The 17508-nt window shown below is 64.8% G+C and carries 16 protein-coding genes; 7 read left to right on the top strand and 9 right to left on the bottom strand.

Going from position 1 to position 17508, the window contains the following annotated elements; translation table 11 throughout:
• Positions 1 to 18: 18 nt before the first annotated feature.
• Entirely contained in the window at positions 19 to 1989 is a 1971-nt protein-coding gene (locus BUS12_RS32290) for a lytic transglycosylase domain-containing protein (protein WP_074301363.1), read from the bottom strand.
• Between the two features lie 77 nt (positions 1990 to 2066).
• Here BUS12_RS32290 and BUS12_RS32285 point away from each other — a divergent pair, with 77 nt between their 5' ends.
• Complete coding sequence (locus BUS12_RS32285; protein WP_253190241.1) at positions 2067 to 2618, top strand: 5-formyltetrahydrofolate cyclo-ligase; 552 nt, start codon at positions 2067 to 2069, stop codon at positions 2616 to 2618.
• Positions 2619 to 2713: 95 nt separating this feature from the next.
• On the opposite strand, the gene BUS12_RS32280 is transcribed toward BUS12_RS32285, so the two are convergent.
• Positions 2714 to 3226, bottom strand: coding sequence for a winged helix DNA-binding protein (locus BUS12_RS32280; RefSeq protein WP_074301362.1), 513 nt, complete (start codon positions 3224 to 3226; stop codon positions 2714 to 2716).
• A gap of 214 nt (positions 3227 to 3440) precedes the next feature.
• On the opposite strand from BUS12_RS32280, the gene pxpB reads away from it, so the two are divergent.
• The 6 genes from pxpB to BUS12_RS32250 all read left to right on the top strand — a co-directional run bounded on the left by pxpB (position 3441) and on the right by BUS12_RS32250 (position 9943).
• A complete protein-coding gene (gene pxpB / locus BUS12_RS32275; protein ID WP_074301361.1) occupies positions 3441 to 4094 on the top strand; it encodes a 5-oxoprolinase subunit PxpB in 654 nt (217 codons plus the stop codon).
• Positions 4091 to 5143 (top strand): 5-oxoprolinase subunit C family protein, encoded by a 1053-nt coding sequence (locus tag BUS12_RS32270; RefSeq protein ID WP_074301360.1) that lies wholly within the window; start codon positions 4091 to 4093, stop codon positions 5141 to 5143. Before pxpB ends, BUS12_RS32270 begins: the two co-directional genes overlap by 4 nt.
• Positions 5144 to 5161: 18 nt before the next feature.
• A complete protein-coding gene (gene pxpA, locus BUS12_RS32265; RefSeq protein ID WP_074301359.1) occupies positions 5162 to 5914 on the top strand; it encodes a 5-oxoprolinase subunit PxpA in 753 nt (250 codons plus the stop codon).
• Positions 5915 to 6244: 330 nt separating this feature from the next.
• Entirely contained in the window at positions 6245 to 6988 is a 744-nt protein-coding gene (locus BUS12_RS32260; RefSeq protein WP_074301358.1) for a DUF969 domain-containing protein, read from the top strand.
• The gene (locus tag BUS12_RS32255; RefSeq protein ID WP_074301357.1) at positions 6985 to 7941 is read left to right on the top strand and encodes a DUF979 domain-containing protein; all 957 of its coding nucleotides are present in this window, start codon (positions 6985 to 6987) and stop codon (positions 7939 to 7941) included. The genes BUS12_RS32260 and BUS12_RS32255 overlap by 4 nt, the downstream gene beginning before the upstream one ends.
• A 202-nt stretch (positions 7942 to 8143) precedes the next feature.
• A complete protein-coding gene (locus BUS12_RS32250) occupies positions 8144 to 9943 on the top strand; it encodes a tetratricopeptide repeat protein (protein WP_074301356.1) in 1800 nt (599 codons plus the stop codon).
• On the opposite strand, the gene BUS12_RS32245 is transcribed toward BUS12_RS32250, so the two are convergent.
• The 7 genes from BUS12_RS32245 to BUS12_RS32215 form a co-directional block, all read right to left on the bottom strand.
• Complete coding sequence (locus tag BUS12_RS32245; protein ID WP_083640699.1) at positions 9932 to 10354, bottom strand: type II toxin-antitoxin system VapC family toxin; 423 nt, start codon at positions 10352 to 10354, stop codon at positions 9932 to 9934. The genes BUS12_RS32250 and BUS12_RS32245 overlap by 12 nt on opposite strands.
• Before the next feature lie 58 nt (positions 10355 to 10412).
• A complete protein-coding gene (locus BUS12_RS32240; protein ID WP_074301355.1) occupies positions 10413 to 11564 on the bottom strand; it encodes a TraB/GumN family protein in 1152 nt (383 codons plus the stop codon).
• Positions 11557 to 12585: a peptide ABC transporter ATP-binding protein gene (locus tag BUS12_RS32235; protein ID WP_074301354.1), complete on the bottom strand. Its 1029-nt coding sequence runs from the start codon at positions 12583 to 12585 to the stop codon at positions 11557 to 11559. Before BUS12_RS32235 ends, BUS12_RS32240 begins: the two co-directional genes overlap by 8 nt.
• Positions 12582 to 13715 carry an ABC transporter ATP-binding protein gene (locus BUS12_RS32230; protein WP_253190240.1) on the bottom strand — a complete coding sequence of 378 codons (1134 nt, stop codon included), beginning with the start codon at positions 13713 to 13715 and terminating at the stop codon, positions 12582 to 12584. The genes BUS12_RS32235 and BUS12_RS32230 overlap by 4 nt, the downstream gene beginning before the upstream one ends.
• Positions 13716 to 14633 (bottom strand): ABC transporter permease subunit, encoded by a 918-nt coding sequence (locus tag BUS12_RS32225; protein WP_074301816.1) that lies wholly within the window; start codon positions 14631 to 14633, stop codon positions 13716 to 13718. It abuts the gene before it with no gap.
• Between the two features lie 87 nt (positions 14634 to 14720).
• A complete protein-coding gene (locus BUS12_RS32220; protein WP_074301353.1) occupies positions 14721 to 15731 on the bottom strand; it encodes an ABC transporter permease subunit in 1011 nt (336 codons plus the stop codon).
• Between the two features lie 119 nt (positions 15732 to 15850).
• The gene (locus tag BUS12_RS32215) at positions 15851 to 17479 is read right to left on the bottom strand and encodes an ABC transporter substrate-binding protein (RefSeq protein WP_074301352.1); all 1629 of its coding nucleotides are present in this window, start codon (positions 17477 to 17479) and stop codon (positions 15851 to 15853) included.
• Positions 17480 to 17508: the final 29 nt, after the last annotated feature.

The following is a 17508-nucleotide window of genomic DNA, read 5'->3' as shown; positions in this document are numbered from 1 at the left end:
CGCGCGGCGGCACGACGCTTACGGTGCGATATAACCCAAACGCGCCTTCAGCGATTGCGGACGGCCTTCGAACAGTGCCGCGTAGTAGACCGTATTGGACAGCACATTCTTGACGTAGTCGCGGGTCTCGTTGAACGGGATCGTCTCCGCGAAGATCGCGCCCTCAACCGGATGCGCCAGCCCTTCCCGCCATGCCTTCGGACGGCCCGGACCGGCGTTGTAGCCGGCGGTGGCGAGTACGGCGGACCCGTCGAACTGATTGTAGATCATCGACAGGTAGTTGGTGCCGAGCAGGATGTTCGTGTTGATGTCGTTCATCTGCTCGCGCGAGATCGGACCCAGACCAATCTTCTTCGCCACCAATTGCGCGGTGCCCGGCATCAACTGCATCAGGCCGCTCGCGCCCACGTCCGAGCGCGCATTCATGATGAAACGCGACTCCTGGCGGATCAAGCCATACGCCCATTCGACGTCGAGCCCATTGGTCTGCGCATCGCGCTCGACGATGTCGCGGAACGGCGACAGGTAGCGCAACGAGAAATCGTGCTCGGTCTTCGTGCGGTCCGCCGTGTTGACGGTGCGGTCATACAGTTCGATACGGCGCGCGTACTCGGCCACCGCCAGCAGTTGCCGGTCGCTCATGGTGCGCAGCGGCCAGTTCCACTCGCGATTGCCTTCGAGACGCAGATTGAGCTGATAGAAGCGTTGCGCGAGCGCCAGGCCCGGCGTGTTCGCCGCTTGCTGCACTTCGGCGTCGGACACCATGGTTTTCGGCGGCACGGTGATCTTCTGGCCCAGGTCTTCCGTAGCGAGCTGGCCGTAAAAGTTGTAGCCCGAAGCGATCTGGGCGAATTCCTGGTTGGCCTGCGCGGTGTTGCCCCCTTCCTTGAGAGCACGCGCGTGCCAGTACACCCACGACGGCTGGCTGCGCAATGCCGCCGGCATCTGCTCGATCGACCAGCGCACCATCGTCCAGTCGCCTGCCAGCAGTGCGCTACGGGTACGCCATTCGTAGGCCGGGTTCGACAGCAACGGCGCATTCGCCGACAGCCGGTACCAGTCCACCGCGGTCGACATCTGCTTGGCCGCGGCCTGGTAGGCAATCGTGCCCCAGCCGATCGCCCGCTCCGGCGAACTGAGCGACGGCGCCACCGACGCGAAGGTAGCCGCGGCCATTGCCGGGTCGTTGCGCGCCATACGCGTGATCGCCAGCAGCGCCAGTTGATGCGACTGCGCATCCGGTCCGACGCCACGCGCGAGCAGCAGCGGCGGCGTGCTCGCCGCCTGATCGAACAGCACCGGGTCGGGGCGCTGGTTGCCGAGCGCGTCGACCAGCTTGCTGCCGGTGCTGGTGTAGTTCTGTTCGTAAGCGAGGCGGATCTGCTGCCAGACGTCGTCCGCGCTGAACTGCTGGTTCAAGGCAAGCGAGGTGATCAGGTCGACGCAACCGTCGCCGTACCACTTCGGGTCGACCAGCAGCGCACGCGCCGCGTCCGCCACGTTCTCACCGTGCGCGGCGCGCGATTCGAGCGCGTAGCACTTGACCTGCGTATCGTCGTTGAGCACGAAGCGCGCATATTGCTGGTCGAAGTTATTCCAGTCGTGACGCGCGCCGAGTACCACCAGGTAGTCGTTGCGCAACCGGTCGGCAATCGCCTGGCCGTCGTACTTCTGCAGGAACGACAACACCGGCGCGTCCGGCGCATCGACGCGCGGATGCCCCGTCGAATCGAACAACTGCGGCTTGATCTGGAAGTACTCCACATACGACGGCGCCGGATAGTCCGGAATCATCGCCGCCAGTTGCGCTGCGCGACCCGGATCGTTATCGCGCGCGGCTTCGCGCAGCTGGATGAAAGTCTGGTCGTCGTTGGAGAGTTGCGAAAGCGGAACAGGCTTCACGGCCGAGGCCGTGCTGCACGCGACGAGTGCCGCTGCGGCAAGCGCAAGACCGGCCGCGCGATATACTCGAAAGAGGCGTTTTGACATCGTTGTTTCTGGAGCGCGAATTGAACCCAAGCATAGCACGCAACCCCTTCCCGGAATCGAAAAACGCGCTCCGTAAAATGCTGCTGGAAACACGTGTACATGCGGCTCTCGGGCCGGCGGACAGCGAGGCGTTGAGCCGCCGCCTGCTCGATGCGCTGAAACGTTACGAACCGGCCTGCGTGGGCTTTTACTGGCCGCTGCCGGGCGAGTTCGACGCCCGTGCGGCCATCGCCATCTGGCTCGCGCCCGGTGGGCAGCGGCAGGCGAGTCTGCCCGTGGTCAGGACGCGCGGCGAAGCGCTGGAATTCCACGCCTGGGCACCTGACACGCCAATGAAGACCGGCCATCACCGGATTCCCGAGCCGGTCCCGCAAGAGGTGGTGGTGCCCGACCTGCTGTTCGTGCCGTGCGTCGGCTTCGATGCGCAAGGCTACCGGTTGGGTTATGGCGGCGGCTATTACGACCGCACGCTCGCGTCGTGGCCCGGCAAGAAGAAGCCCATCACCATCGGCGTGGCCTGCGAAGCCTGCCGCATCGACGCGCTGCAGCGCGAAGCCCACGACATCCCGCTCGACATGATCGTCACCGAGGCGGCTTGTTATCCGGAGCAGGCGCAGCAAGCCAACTGAGCCTCACCGCGTCACATCGTCACGGTGCCTGAAGATCACGGCGCTTAAAGATAAAGAGCCACCGCACCGTTTCCCACGCCCGGTTCAAGCCCGGCTCAAAGCGATGCCGCCGCCCGCGCCGCGGTGTCGTACAGCCCGGAGGCGTTGCGCATCAACTGCGCGGCCTCGCCGATCTGCTCATTCGTCAGACCGCTTTCCTTGAGCGTGGCGATCAGGCAGCTTTCGCGCACCTCGCGGTACTTGAGACACAGATCGCGGCCCGATTGCGTCGCCGAGAAGAACACTTCCTTGCCGGTCTTTTCGCTTTTTACATACCCTCTAGCTACCAGCTTCTTCAACGCGTAGGTGGCGACGTGGGTGTCTTCGATGTTCAGCACGAAGCAGATGTCAGCGAGTTTCTTGCGGCGCTCGCGGTGGCTGACGTGATGCAGCAGCGACACTTCGATGGCGGTCATATCCTTTTCGCCCGCCGCCGACATGCACCGCACCATCCAGCGGTTGAACGCGTTGCTCGCCATGATGAGCCCGTACTCCAGCTCCGACAGCTCCGCGCTTGTTTCCGAAACCAGATGTTCCGAGGAGACGATTTTGGTCGGTTGACGCGACATGACGGGTGTTCTCAATGCACGAATAGAGGTGCACGAAGTGTACGACGAGCGCCTCTTTTTGGGTGCCTGGCGAAAACGCTTATTGAGAAATTGTTGATATTTTATTGATAATGTACGCTATGCATCATGGTTGACGCGCCTGGTGCCGATATCCACTTATGAGCGGAGCGCTTGCCAGTCTGGCAAAGTCTCCGACCCACCCAACGAATCAGCGATGACGCAACCACGAATCTTTCAGTTCGGCGATGCCGCGCTAGTCTGCGAGGCCCCCGCCCCCGCGACGCTCGATTGCCAGCGGCGCGTCTGGGCGGCCGCCGAAGCGGCGCGCGGCTGGCCGCACGTGCTCGAGGTCGTGCCCGGCATGAACAACCTGACCATCGTGTTCGATCCGCTGGAAGCGGATAGCGCGGCGCTCGCCAACTTGCTGCAGACGGCCTGGGACGCCACCGGCGACGCCCCCGCCGCCGGCCGCGAGGTCGAGATTCCGGTGCAGTACGGCGGCGAGTTCGGCCCGGACCTGCAGGTGGTGGCCAGTCACACGGGGCTGTCGGTGAAAGAGGTGGTGAACCGCCACTCGGCGGGCGAGTACGTCGTGTTCTTCCTCGGCTTCCAACCCGGCTTTGCCTATATGGGCGGGCTCGAAGAGGCGCTGCACACACCGCGCCGCTCATCGCCGCGGCTCGAAGTGCCGGCGGGGTCGGTCGGTATCGGCGGCGAGCAGACCGGCGTCTATCCGGCCACGTCGCCGGGCGGCTGGCAACTGATCGGCCGCACCTCCGTGCCGCTGTTCGATCCGGCGCGCTCGCCGCCCACCCTGCTGCAGCCGGGCGACCGGGTGCGCTTCACCGTGGCGGGGATCGCAGCATGATCGACGTGATTCGCGCGGGTCTTCTGACCACGGTTCAGGATCTGGGCCGACATGGCTACCGGCACCTCGGCGTGGCAATGGGCGGGGCGCTCGACCGGCTCTCGCTGGAGGTGGGCAACCGCCTCGTCGGCAACCGGCCGGACGCTGCCTGCCTCGAGATCACCTTTGGGCCCACCGTGCTACGCTTTCCGCGCGCTACCCGGATCGCCATCACCGGCACCGAATTCGGCGCCACGCTCGACGGCAAGCCAGTCTATTCATGGTGGAGCCTGCCGGTCCAGGCCGGCCAGGAACTGACGCTGCAAGCGGCGAAGCGCGGCATGCGCGGCTACGTCTGCGTGGCCGGCGGCATTGACGTGTTGCCGATGCTCGGCTCGCGCAGCACCGACCTCGCCGGCCAGTTCGGCGGCCTCGGCGGCCGGGCGCTGCGCGACGGCGACCGTCTGCCGGTCGGCGCGCCGGCGCCGCACGCGGGTCGCGGCTTTAGTCCACAAGCGCCCGAATTCGGCGTGAAGGCGCCCGCCTGGTGCAAGTTCGTGCTCGTCCACGAGCCGCTGCGCCGCGGCCGGCACCCGTCCGGCGTGGCCTGGGCCGCGCCTATCCGCGTGCTGCAAGGGTCCGAATACGACCACTTCCCGGCCGACGCTCAAGAGGCGTTCTGGTCGAACGAATGGCTCGTCACACCGAACAGCAACCGCATGGGCTACCGGCTCGCCGGCACCGAGCTCAAGCGTACGCACAAGACCGACCTGCTGTCGCACGCGGTGCTGCCGGGCACGATCCAGGTGCCGCCGAACGGCCAGCCGATCGTGCTGCTCAGCGACGCGCAGACCACCGGCGGCTATCCGAAGATCGGCGCGGTGATCCAGGCCGATCTGTGGAAGCTCGCCCAGGTGCGCCTGAACGGCGCGATTCGTTTCATCCCGACCACGCCCCAAGAGGCGCGGCAGGCTTTGCTGGAAGAACGGGCGTATCTGCGGCAGATCGACGCCGCGATCACGATGCATGAGGAACGCTGTGCACGCCAGCCGGCGCTAGCAGCGTTGTAAGACCAAGTAGAGGAAATTATGGAAATCGATTTGAATGCCGATCTCGGCGAGGGCTGCGGCTCCGATGAGGCGCTGCTCGACCTCGTCAGCTCGGCCAATATTGCGTGCGGCTGGCACGCGGGCGGCGCGAACGCGATGCACGACTGCGTGCGCTGGGCCGTCAAGAAGGGTGTGTCGATTGGCGCGCATCCGAGCTTCAACGACCCGGAGAACTTCGGGCGCAAGGAAATGGACCTGCCCGCCAGCGAGATTTACGCCGGCGTGCTGTACCAGCTCGGCGCGCTCTCGGCGATCGCCCAGGCCGAAGGCGGACGCATCGCGCACGTCAAGCCGCACGGTGCGCTGTATAACCAGGCCGCGCGCGACCCGAAGATCGCCGATGCGATCGTCTCCGCCGTGCACGATTTCGACCCGTCCGTGGCGGTGTTCGCGCTCGCCAACAGCGGCCTCGTGACGGCCGCCCGCGAAGCGGGCCTGATCGCCATCGAGGAAGTCTTCGCCGACCGCGGCTATCGCTCGGACGGCTCGCTCGTGCCGCGCAAGGAGCCGGGCGCGCTGCTCGACGACGAGGAAGAAGTGCTTGCGCGCACCCTCGCAATGGTGCGCGAGCAACGCGTGCAGGCGGTGGACGGCCGCTGGGTGCCGCTCAACGCGCAGACCATCTGTCTGCACGGCGACGGCCCGCATGCGCTGGCGTTTGCGCGCCGCATCCGCGCCGCGCTCGAGAGCGCCGGCATCGAAGTGCATGCGGCCAACGCCGCGCGCGCCTGAAGCCAGGCAACCGGGGCGCCCCGCAACGGTCGGCCATAAAGCAAGCAACGCCCCGCCCCGCGCGGGGCGTTTGCCAGGTGCGGTAGCGAACGTGTCTATCGAGGCAGGTCACGCGGTAGAAAACCGCGCAGTAGTGGCGGCAGCAGAGAACCCGCAGCACAGCAGGCAGCAGCAGACGTCAGTACGCCTAAAGGGCACAAAGGTAGTTGCAGTGGACGGACGCGGCCAACCAGAGCCGCGCACAGCAAGACGGCGCAGGGCACGCCCCATGCGCCGCCTCACGTTAGCCGCCATTCGCGGCAAGGTTAGCAACCCTGTTTGGAGATCCTGATGCAGACAGCAGTCAATTTATGGCCGCTTATCGGCGTGGCCGTGATCATCATCGGTTTTGTGTTGCGCTTCAATCCGATGCTGATCGTGGCCGCCGCCGCTATCGTCACTGCGCTGGCCGCGCACTTCCCGCCCGAGAAAATCCTCGCCGCCATCGGCACGGGTTTTATCAAGACCCGCAACATCCCGTTGATCATCCTGCTGCCGCTCGCCGTGATCGGTCTGCTGGAACGGCACGGCCTGCGCGAGCGGGCCCAGACCTGGATCGCCGGCATCAAGGCGGCCACCGCCGGGCGTCTTCTGATCGTCTATCTGCTGGTGCGCGAACTCACCGCAGCGGTCGGCCTGACCGGCCTCGGCGGCCATCCGCAGATGGTGCGTCCGCTGATCGCGCCGATGGCCGAAGGCGCGGCCGAGAGCCGCTACGGCAAGCTCACCGACGCCGTGCGCCACCGCCTGCGCGCCTTCGCCGCGGCAACCGACAATGTGGGCCTGTTCTTCGGCGAAGACATCTTCGTCGCCTTCGGCGCCATCGTGCTGATGACCACCTTCCTGCGCGAAGCGGGCATCGAGGTCGAGCCGATTCACGTCGCCGTATGGGGCATCCCCACGGCGATCTGCGCGTTCCTGATTCACGGCTTCCGGCTGTATCTGCTCGACCGCAAGCTCGACCGCGAACTGCGCGGCAAGGACACGCCGGGCACACTGCCGCAGACCGGATCGGCCACGGGAGACGAGGCATGACGCTCACCATCAACTATCTGTTCTGGCTGCTCGGGGTTGTGCTGCTGATCATCGGCGGCATGATCCTCACCGACAAGGAACATCCGCGCCGCCTCACCGCCGGCGGCTTCTGGATTCTGTACGCGCTGATTTTCCTGATCGGCGACCTGATACCGCCTTCGGTGGTCGGCGTGCTGGTGATCGCCATGGCGCTGATCGCCGGGTTCGGCGGCGTGACCGCGGCCAGGCCGAAAGTGCTGTCGCTGGAAGCGCGTCAGGCTAGCGCCAAACGCCTCGGCAACAAGCTGTTCGTGCCCGCGCTGACGATTCCGGTGGTCACCGTCGTGATCACGCTGGCGGCAAGCCATCTGGCGTTCGGCGGCACGCCGCTGATCGAGCAGAAGAACGTCACGCTGATCGGCTTCGGGATCGGCTGCGTGATCGCCCTCGCCGTGGCCTGCGTGATGACGCGCGATACGGTTGGCCAGTCGATGAAGGAAGCGCGCCGCCTCGTCGATGCGTTGTCGTGGGCCGCGGTGCTGCCGCAGATGCTCGGCATGCTCGGTCTCGTGTTCTCCGATGCGGGCGTCGGCAAGGCGGTCGCGCACGTCACGACCGCCTATATCGATCTCGACTACCGGTTCGTGGCGGTCGCCGTGTACTGCATCGGCATGGCCGTATTCACGATGGTGATGGGCAACGGCTTCGCCGCATTTCCGGTGATGACGGGCGGCGTGGGCGTGCCGATTCTGGTCGGCGTGTTCCACGGCAATCCGGCGGTAATGGTCGCGATCGGCATGTTCTCGGGCTACTGCGGCACGCTGATGACGCCGATGGCCGCGAACTTCAACATGGTCCCCGTCGCACTGCTCGAATTGCCGGACAAGAACGCCGTGATCAAGGTCCAGGTGCCCACGGCCCTGAGCTTGCTGGTCGTGAACATCTTCTTGCTGAACTTCCTGATGTTTCTGTAGCGCATCCCGCGCGGCCGGCCTGACGCATCTTTTCGCGACAGGTCGGTACCATGGGAACGCCCGCCGCGACGACCTGTCGCGCTAAATTAGGATATGTCTGATCGAAGCGGCAAAGCCTGAGACCTAAGCTGGTGGACGTCTTCTCATCCACCAGCCGGCGTCGCGCAGCACGCGTGCCGCCGGCGTCCTGAAGCAGGTTTTCATGGAACAGCATCCTCATACCGGTGACGCGCAGCACGACGCAGACTCACCGTCCTACCTCGCCGCCCTCGTTGCCAATGCACTCCACGCGCATCGCGCGGGGCAACTCGACGAAGCCGCGCCGCTCTATCAGGAAGCGCTGGCAATCAACCCGATTCACACGGAAGCGCTGCACTACTTCGGCGTGCTGCAGCACCAGCGGCGCAACCACGCGGCCGCAGCCGATCTGCTGGATCACGCGCTCGAACTCGAGCCCACCAATGCGGCCTGCTGGAGCAACCGCGGCCTTGTCGCCGCGGCGCTTGGGCTGCACGAAGAAGCGCGCCGGTGTTATTGGCAAGCGCTGCAATTCCAGCCGGACTTCCCCGACGCACGCAATAACCTCGGCGTGACCCTGCAGGCGCAAGGTGAACTGGAAGGCGCCGTGCATCAGTATCGTCAGGCGCTGGCGCTTGACTCTTCGATGCTCGATGCACATCTGAATCTTGGCACCGCGCTCGCCAAACTCGACCGCTACGACGAGGCGCTGGCTTGCTACGAGCAGGCGCTGTCACTCGATCCGTACTCGGCAGACGCGCACTTCAATGCAGGCAATGCGCTGACGGCGAAAGGCGACAGCGCGGCGGCCATCGTCCGCTTCAGGCGCGCGCTCGAATTGCGGCCTGGCTTTGCCAATGCGCACATCAATCTGGGCAGCGCGGTCGGCAAGCTGGGCAACTATGCCGAGGCCGAGCAGCAGTACCGGTACGCCGTCGCGCTCAAGCCGAATCCCACCAATCTGGTGTGCCTGGGTGGCTCGCTCGGTGCGCAGGGCCGCCTCGACGAGGAAGAGGTGTTCTATCGGCGTGCGCTCGAACTCGACCCTGGGTATGTCGACGCGCATCAGAATCTCGCCTGGACGCTGCTCAAGCGAGGCGACTACGCGCAAGGCTGGGCAGAGTTTGCGAAGCGCTGGCGTCCGCAGGATTACGCGGCGATTGCGGTGGAAGATGTGCCGGAGTGGCATGGCGAACCGCTCGAAGGACGCGCGATCCTGCTGGTGGGTGACCAGGGCTTTGGCGATCAGATGCAGTTCTTGCGCTTTGCCCGCGTGCTCGAGAAGCTGGGTGCGACGGTCGATGTGTGCGTCCGTGAGCCGCTGCTGCCGCTGGCACAACAGGTGCCGGGCGTGCATCGCGCGTGGAGTATCGGCAAGGCCGAGGGCCGGTACGATTTCTGGGTACCGCTGATGAGCGTGCCGTCGTGTGTCGGGACCGAGCTGTCGACGATTCCTGCGGACGTGCCGTATCTGTTCGCCGATGACGCCAGGATGCACACCTGGCGCGAACGCGTGGAAACGGCCGCCGGCTCGCGGCGCAAGATTGGCCTGGTGTGGGCCGGCAGTCCGACCTTCGGCAACGATCGCTATCGGTCGATGCGCTTCGAAGACCTCGCGCCGCTGCGCGAGCTGGAGGGTGTGGCGTGGTTCTCGCTGCAGAAAGGGCCGTCGGAAACACAACTTGCGGATGCGCCGCCCGACTTCCGCCTGCACGATTTCACCGCCGATCTACACGACTTCACAGACACCGCCGCGCTGGTGATGAATCTCGATCTGGTGATCGCCGTGGATACCGGTGTTGCTCACCTGACGGGCGCATTGGGCAAGCCGGTGTGGGTGATGCTGCCGGCCAACTCCGATTGGCGCTGGCTGGAACATCGCAGCGATTCGCCGTGGTATCCGAACGCGCGTCTGTTCAGGCAAGCGGTGCTGGGGGATTGGACGCCGGTGGTTGAGGGCGTGGCAAGGGCGCTACTTGATTAAGCGCAAGCCCGCTGTCTTAGCGGCTTTCGCATCGAAAGTCGCGGTGTATTCGCACCCGGCATCATGGCAAGTGCGCTCAATAACGCAGTCGGCAAAATCGGCTTTGGACGAAGCGAAGAGCCGAAGCGCTTTCCAAACGGTCTCCGCGGACTCAATCACCAACTCACGCGTACGCAGCAGGGTTTCGACAACTTTGGCAATGTCCGCCCTGTCTGCCGCATAAAGACTCCCGAGTACCCACACAACTTCAATAAGCGCAACCTGGGTCACATAACCGGGATCGTCTACAGTAAGAGACTCCACCAAAGCGTTCGCCTTGGACGATTGTGCCGCATCACCAAGCCCGAGATCGCTTCTGACGACAGCCGGGATCGTGACCTGACCTTTCGAGGTGAGAGTTGCGGATGCCATACATCCTCCTGATTCGATATTTCCTTACTTTAGAGTAAGGAAGTCCGAAAATCCCCCCTCACCCCGGCTCCACCACAAACCCATGCTGCCGCAACAACTGCAGCACGCCCTTCGGGCCGCCGAGGTGCAAGGCCCCCACGGCCACAAACACCGGTTTGTTCGGCCCGGCAATCAACAGCATCCGCGTGACGAAACGCCGGTTCCGTTCGTACACAATCTTGTTGTCGATCGAATCGGACACCCGCTTGTCGCGCGCCAGCACCTCGGACTTGGCCGCCTGCCACGCGGCGATCGCGTCCGCGTCGCCCACCTGCCAGAGCCGGTGCAAGGTCTGCACATCCGCGAGGTTGCCGGCCGGCGTCTGCACCAGGTCCTGCGCCAGCATCTCGCGCTGCTGCGCGGACGACAGGCTCGTGAACGCGCGCATCTGCTCCCCAAGCGTCTCAAGCCCGACAATCTTGCCGCGCGTGCGCAGATAGACGTTCTGCAACTGCGCCTCGGTGCCGTATTCCGTCTGCAGCCCCGCACTCAACGAGTCGTAGGTTTCGACCAGCAGCGAAGCGAGCCACGGCCGCATTCGCTTGATCTCGTCGAGCGCCGCCGGATTGCCGCGCAAGCGGACTTCGAGCTTGTGCCATAGCGATTCCGGCAAATACTTCGGCAGGCACTCGCTCCGGCACACGCCGTATTTCGACACATCGTCCTGCGAGACCAGCAGGTCGTCCGGCGACAGTTCCAGCGCCAGCGTCGGCGAGGCCGCGAGCGCGGCCAGAATCTGCGGACGGAATGGTTTGTTCGGCGGATAGTCGGCCGGATCGCCGACATGCAGCGTGCCGAGAATATAGAGGGTGGTGGTGCCGCGCGTCGCGACGTAGAACGGCATATGCGCCGGTTGCGTGCGCACCGGACCGCTCGCCGTGTTGCCGGAGTTCGCGGGTGGAGGATTGAAACCGGGCAAGGTGGCGCGCGGCTGGCCAGGCGCCCCCGGCACGGCAGGCACCGGCAACGCCGGCCTGCCGCTTTGCGCCGGGGTATTCGCAGCCGCGCCCGCAGCGTAAGCCGTGGCGACCGGCGTAGCCGAACCGGGTAAGACGCAGGCAAGCGCGGCGCATCCCAGCAGCCACGTTCGCCAGCGCCGCGCGAAAACGGCGCGACAGCCGCCTTCACGCAGGCGGCGCGCAGGACGACGCGCCGCCAACGCTTCAGGCATCCACGTCCCCCACCTCCTCAGCGCGGTGGCACGACACCTGACGTCCATCCACTTCACGCAGCTTCGGTTCCTCGCTGCGGCAGCGCTCGATCGCATACGGACAGCGCTGATGGAACGTGCAGCCCGACGGCGGACTAAGCGGCGACGGCATCTCGCCTTGCAGCTTGATCTTGATGCTGCGATCCGCCTCGAAGATCGACGGCGTCGCCGACATCAGCGCCCGCGTGTACGGATGACGCGGATTCGTGAAGATCCGCTTCTTGTCGCCCAGTTCGACCACGCCGCCGAAGTACATCACCATCACATCGTCAGCGATATGCTCCACCACCGACAGGTTGTGCGAAATGAACACGTAGCTGGTCTTGAACTGCTCCTGCAGATCCATGAACAGATTCAGAATCTGCGCCTGGATCGACACGTCGAGCGCGGACACGGGTTCGTCGGCGACGACGATCTGCGGATCGAGAATCATCGCGCGCGCAATCGCCACGCGCTGACGCTGACCGCCCGAGAACATATGCGGATAGCGTTTGGCGTGCTCGGGCCGCAGGCCGACGGTGCGCATCATCTGCGCGATCCGCTCGGCGCGCTCGCCCGCGCTCAACTGCGTGTTGATGGCGAGCGGCTCGCCGAGCGTCTGCTCGACGGTCTTGCGCGGATTGAGCGAGGCAAACGGATTCTGGAACACCATCTGCACGCGCCGGCGCAATGCGGCGATCTTCGCCTGGTCGGCTCCGGCCACATCTTCACCGTCGATCAGGAGACGGCCGGCCGTCGGTCCTTCGATCATCGTCAGTTGACGCGCGAGCGTCGACTTGCCGCAACCGGACTCGCCGACCACAGCCAGCGTCTTGCCGCGGTCGAGCGAAAACGACACGCCGTTCAACGCCTTCACCGTGCCGTGGCCAAACATGCCGCGGCGCACCGAGTAGTGCCGCGCCAGCTGATCGGCGACCAGTACGTGATCGCCCGCCTGCTCCCTCGGCTCCGTCGGGCGGCGCGTTTCGGGTACTGCATTCATCGTGCGCCTCCGTGAGTGTGGACGTTCGCGTCGCCGGTAAGGTTCAGCGGCTTGATACAGCGTACCCTGGTTACCTCCGTGGCTGCGTTCGGGGTTGCGTCTGCGGTTGCGTTCGCGGTTGCATCAGCAAGGCCCGGCAACGGCGCCAACGCGGGCCGCGCCTTGGTGCAGTCGTCCACCACATACTTGCAGCGCGGCGCGAACAGACATCCCTTCGGCCGGTCGTCGCGTCCCGGCACCATGCCCGGCAACGCCGCCAGACGCACCGCGCCGACATTGTGTTCGGGAATCGCCGCCAGCAACGCTTCCGTGTACGGATGATGCGGCGCCGCGAAGATATCCGGGACCTTGTTGGTCTCGATCACCTCGCCCGCGTACATCACCGCCACGCGCTGCGCGACTTCCGACACCACGGCCAGATCGTGCGAGATCAGCACAAGCGCCATGCCGCGCTCCTTCTGCAGCTTCACCAGCAGTTCCATGATCTGCGCCTGGATCGTCACGTCGAGCGCCGTGGTCGGCTCGTCGGCAATCAGCAGCTTCGGATTGCAGGCGACCGCCATCGCGATCATCACGCGCTGGTTCATGCCGCCCGACATCTGGTGCGGAAACGACATGATGCGGTTCTTCGCATCGGGAATGCCGACCTGGTCGAGCAGTTCGAGCGCGCGCTGGTGCAGCGCGGCGCCGCGCAGCCCTTCGTGCAGCTTCAGCACTTCCTTGATCTGATAGCCGACTGTATAGCTCGGGTTCAGACTGGTGAGGGCGTCCTGGAACACCATCGCGATGTCTTTGCCGATGATCTTGCGGCGCTCCTTCGGCGAGGCCTTCAGCAGATCCTTGCCGTCGAAGGTGACCTCGTCGGCGCTGACCTTGCCCGGCGCATCGATCAGGCCCATCAGGGCCATCATCGTCACGCTCTTGCCCGAGCCGGATTCGCCCACGACGCCGACCACTTCGCCCGGCGCCACGTCCAGGTTGATGCGGTCGACGGCCGGCAGGCCGTTGAAATTCACTGCGAGGTTGCGGATGGTGAGTAACTTCTGGTCAGCACGCGCACGGCCGCCCGAAGCGGGCTGACCGGCCCCCTCGGGGGACAGCGAATGAAATGAGCGTGGGGGTTGTTCCATCTAGGCCATCCGCTTCAGTTTGGGGTCGAGCGCGTCGCGCAGGCCATCGCCGAGCAGGTTGATCGCCAGCACCGAGATCACGATGGCGAGGCCCGGCAAGGTCACGATCCACCAGGCGTTGTCGATGTAGTCGCGCGCCGAAGCCAGCATGGCGCCCCACTCCGCCGCCGGCGGTTGCACGCCGAGGCCGAGGAAGCCGAGCGCGGCCGCATCGAGAATTGCCGACGAAAACCCGAGCGTCGCCTGCACGATCAGCGGTGCGGTGCAGTTGGGCAACACTTGCGAAAACATCAGACGCAGCGTGCCCGCGCCCGCGACCCGCGAAGCCGTCACGTATTCCTTCTGCAACTCGCCGAGCGCCGAGGCGCGCGACAGACGCACATAGCCGGGCAACGCGACGATGGCAATCGCCAGCATGGTGTTGATCAGGCCCGGGCCGATGATGGCGACCACCGCCACCGCGAGCAGCAGCGACGGCAGCGCGAGCAGCACGTCCATGATGCGCATGATCGGCGTATCGGCCCACTTCTCGAAGAACGCGGCGATCAGCCCGAGCACGACACCCGGAATCAGCGCCAGCACCACCGAGACGAAGCCGATCCAGAACGACAGGCGCGCGCCGTACATCAAGCGGGACAGCATGTCGCGGCCGGCTTCGTCGGTGCCGAGGATGAACTTCCAGTTGCCGCCGTCGAGCCAGGCGGGCGGGATCTTCACGTAGTCGCGGTATTGCTCGATCGGACTGTGCGGTGCGATCACCGGTGCGAAGATCGCCACGAAGATCAGCAGCAGCACGATGACGCCTGCGACCACCGCGCCGCGGTTGCGGGAAAAGTTGGCCCAGAATTCACGGGCGGCCAGTGCCCGGCCGCTCGGTGGGGTCACTGCTGTGGGGACTGTATTTTGTATGTCGGCCATCATGCCTCCCGCCGAGCCGCCTCAAGGGAGGCATGAGCCCCCTTGGGGGGAAGCGAACGAATGTGAGCGTGGGGGTGCATGGTCCTTTTACCTCGTATGGCGAATGCGCGGATTCAACACGCCGTACAACAGATCGACGATCAGATTCACGACGATCACGAGTGTGGCAATCAACAGGATACCGCCCTGCACGACCGGATAGTCGCGCCGGCTAATCGCATCGATCAGCCATTTGCCGATGCCCGGCCAGGAGAACAGCGTCTCGGTCAGCACCGCGCCGGCCAGCAGCGTGCCGACCTGCAGCCCGATCACGGTCACCACCGGAATCAGCGCATTGCGCAGCGCATGCACGACGATCACACGCCCCGGCGGCAAACCCTTGGCGCGCGCTGTGCGGATGTAGTCCTCGCGCAGCACTTCGAGCATGGAGGAGCGCGTCATCCGCGCCACCACCGCCAAAGGAATCGTACCGAGCACGATGGCCGGCAGGATCAGGTGGCTCAGGGCGGACCTGAACGCGCCTTCATCGGTCGACATCAGCGAGTCGATCAACATGAAGCCGGTGACGTGCGGAATGTCGTATTCGACCGCAATGCGGCCCGACACCGGCGTCCAGCCGAGCTTCACCGAGAACAGCATGATGAGGATCAAGCCCCACCAGAAGATCGGCATCGAATAGCCGGTGAGCGCGGTGCCCATCACGCCGTGATCGACCACCGTGCCGCGCCTCAAGGCCGCGAACACGCCGGCCGGCAGCCCGATGACCAGCGCGAACAGCATCGCGCAGATCGACAGCTCGACGGTGGCGGGAAAGCGCGCGAGGAACTCGTCCATCACGCTGGTGTTGGTGATGATCGACATCCCGAGGTCGCCGTGCACTGCCCGCTTGAGATAGTGGACGTATTGCATCGGCAGCGGCTCGTCGAGTCCGAGCCGGTGCATCGCGGCGGCGTGCATCGCCGGATCGACGCCACGTTCGCCCATCATCACTTCGATGGGGTCGCCGGGTATCAGGTGAATGAGCGCGAACGCAAGGATCGTGATGCCGATGAAGGTCGGTATCACCATGCCGATGCGGCGCAAAACGAAGCGGAACATGGTTCGTCCCTATGGTCTTGATGAACGGAAAACACAACCGGCGACGAGGGCTTGACACCCCGGTCGCCGGACCATTTCGACCAGTTTTCTAACCGTGCGAAAAACGGACTGCGTCAGTCTTACTGCACGCCAACACCGTCGAAGCGCGCATAGCCGAGCGGCTCGATGCGCATATCGATTACCTTCTTGCTCACCGGCTGATACACCGTCGAGTGCGCGATCGGCGAGAACGGCAGTTGCTGCGCGAAGATCTGCTGGGCCTGCGTGTAGATCTTCGTGCGCTCGCCCTGATCGATCGTCGTGCGGCCCTTCTGGATCAGATCGTCGAACGGCTTGTAGCACCACTTGCCGAAGTTGTTGCCGTTGATCGCTTCGCAGCCGAGCAGCGTGCCGAGCCAGTTGTCCGGATCGCCGTTGTCGCCGGTCCAGCCGATCAGCATCGTGTCGTCCTCACCCGCGTGAGCGCGTTTGATGTACTCACCCCACTCGTACGTGACGATCTTCGCGCGCACGCCGATCTTGGCCCAGTCGGCCTGGATCATTTCCGACATCAAACGCGCGTTCGGGTTGTACGGACGCTGCACCGGCATCGCCCACAGGGTGATGTCGAAGCCGCTCGCGAGACCCGCCTTGGCGAGCAACGCCTTGGCCTTCTCCGGATCGTAGGAGAGGCTCGGCAGGTTCTTGTCGTACGACCATTGGGTCGGCGGCATCGGATTGGTGGCCGACTGGCCCGCGCCCTGGTAGACGGAATCGATGATCGCCTTCTTGTTGATCGCCATGTCGAGCGCCTCGCGCACTTCGACCTTGTCGAGCGGCTTGTGCTGGACGTTATACGACAGGTAGCCGAGGTTGAAGCCCGGTTGCGACGGCATCGAAATGCTGGTTTCCGTCTTCAGCGGCGCGATGTCCGCCGGACGCGGATAGCTCATCACCTGGCATTCGTCGCGCTTCAGCTTCTGCACGCGCACGCCGGCATCCGGGGTGATCGCGAAGATCAGCTTCGAGATCTTCACGTCGTTCGGCTTCCAGTAATCCGGATTGCCGTCGAAACGGATCGTGGCGTCCTTCGTATAGCTGCGGAAAATGAACGGGCCCGTGCCGACCGGCTTCTGGTTGAGATCAGCGGCCTTGCCGGCCTTGAGCAGCGAATCCGCATACTCGGCCGACTGGATCGACGCGAACTCCATCGCCATGTTCTGGATGAACGGGGCGTTCACTTCCTTCAGCGTGAAGCGCACGGTGTACGGATCGACCTTTTCGACCTTCGCGATCAGCTTGTCGAGGCCCATGTCCGTGAAGTACGGGAACTGCGCCGGATACGCCTTGTTGAACGGCATGGTCGGATCGAGCATGCGCGTGAACGTGAAGAGGACGTCGTCCGCGTTGAACTCGCGGCTCGGCTTGAAGTAGGCGGTTGTCTGGAACTTGACGCCGTGACGCAGATGGAACGTGTAGGTCTTGCCGTCCGGCGAGACATCCCAGCTTTCGGCGAGGCCCGGCTCGACCTTGGTGCCGCCGCGCTCGAACTCGACGAGGCGGTTATAGACGGTGAACGTGTTGGCGGTGAAGTCGGTGCCCGTGGTGTATTGGGCTGGATCGAAACCCGCAGGGCTGCCTTCTGAGCAGTAGACCAGGGTTTTATTCGGGATCTCGGCACGCGCGACACTCGCGCCCACCATCGATGCCGCTGCAGCTGCGACGAGCGTCGTGATCCGCGCGGCGCGCAACAGATTGTTTTGCTTCATGTTTCCTCCAGGTTCGGGGCCGGCTTGCA

It is taken from the genome of Paraburkholderia phenazinium, assembly GCF_900142845.1.
Classification (GTDB): Bacteria; Pseudomonadota; Gammaproteobacteria; order Burkholderiales; family Burkholderiaceae; genus Paraburkholderia; species Paraburkholderia phenazinium_A.
The sequence above is the reverse complement of the archived record's forward strand: the minus strand, read 5'-3'. Positions and strand labels throughout refer to the sequence as shown.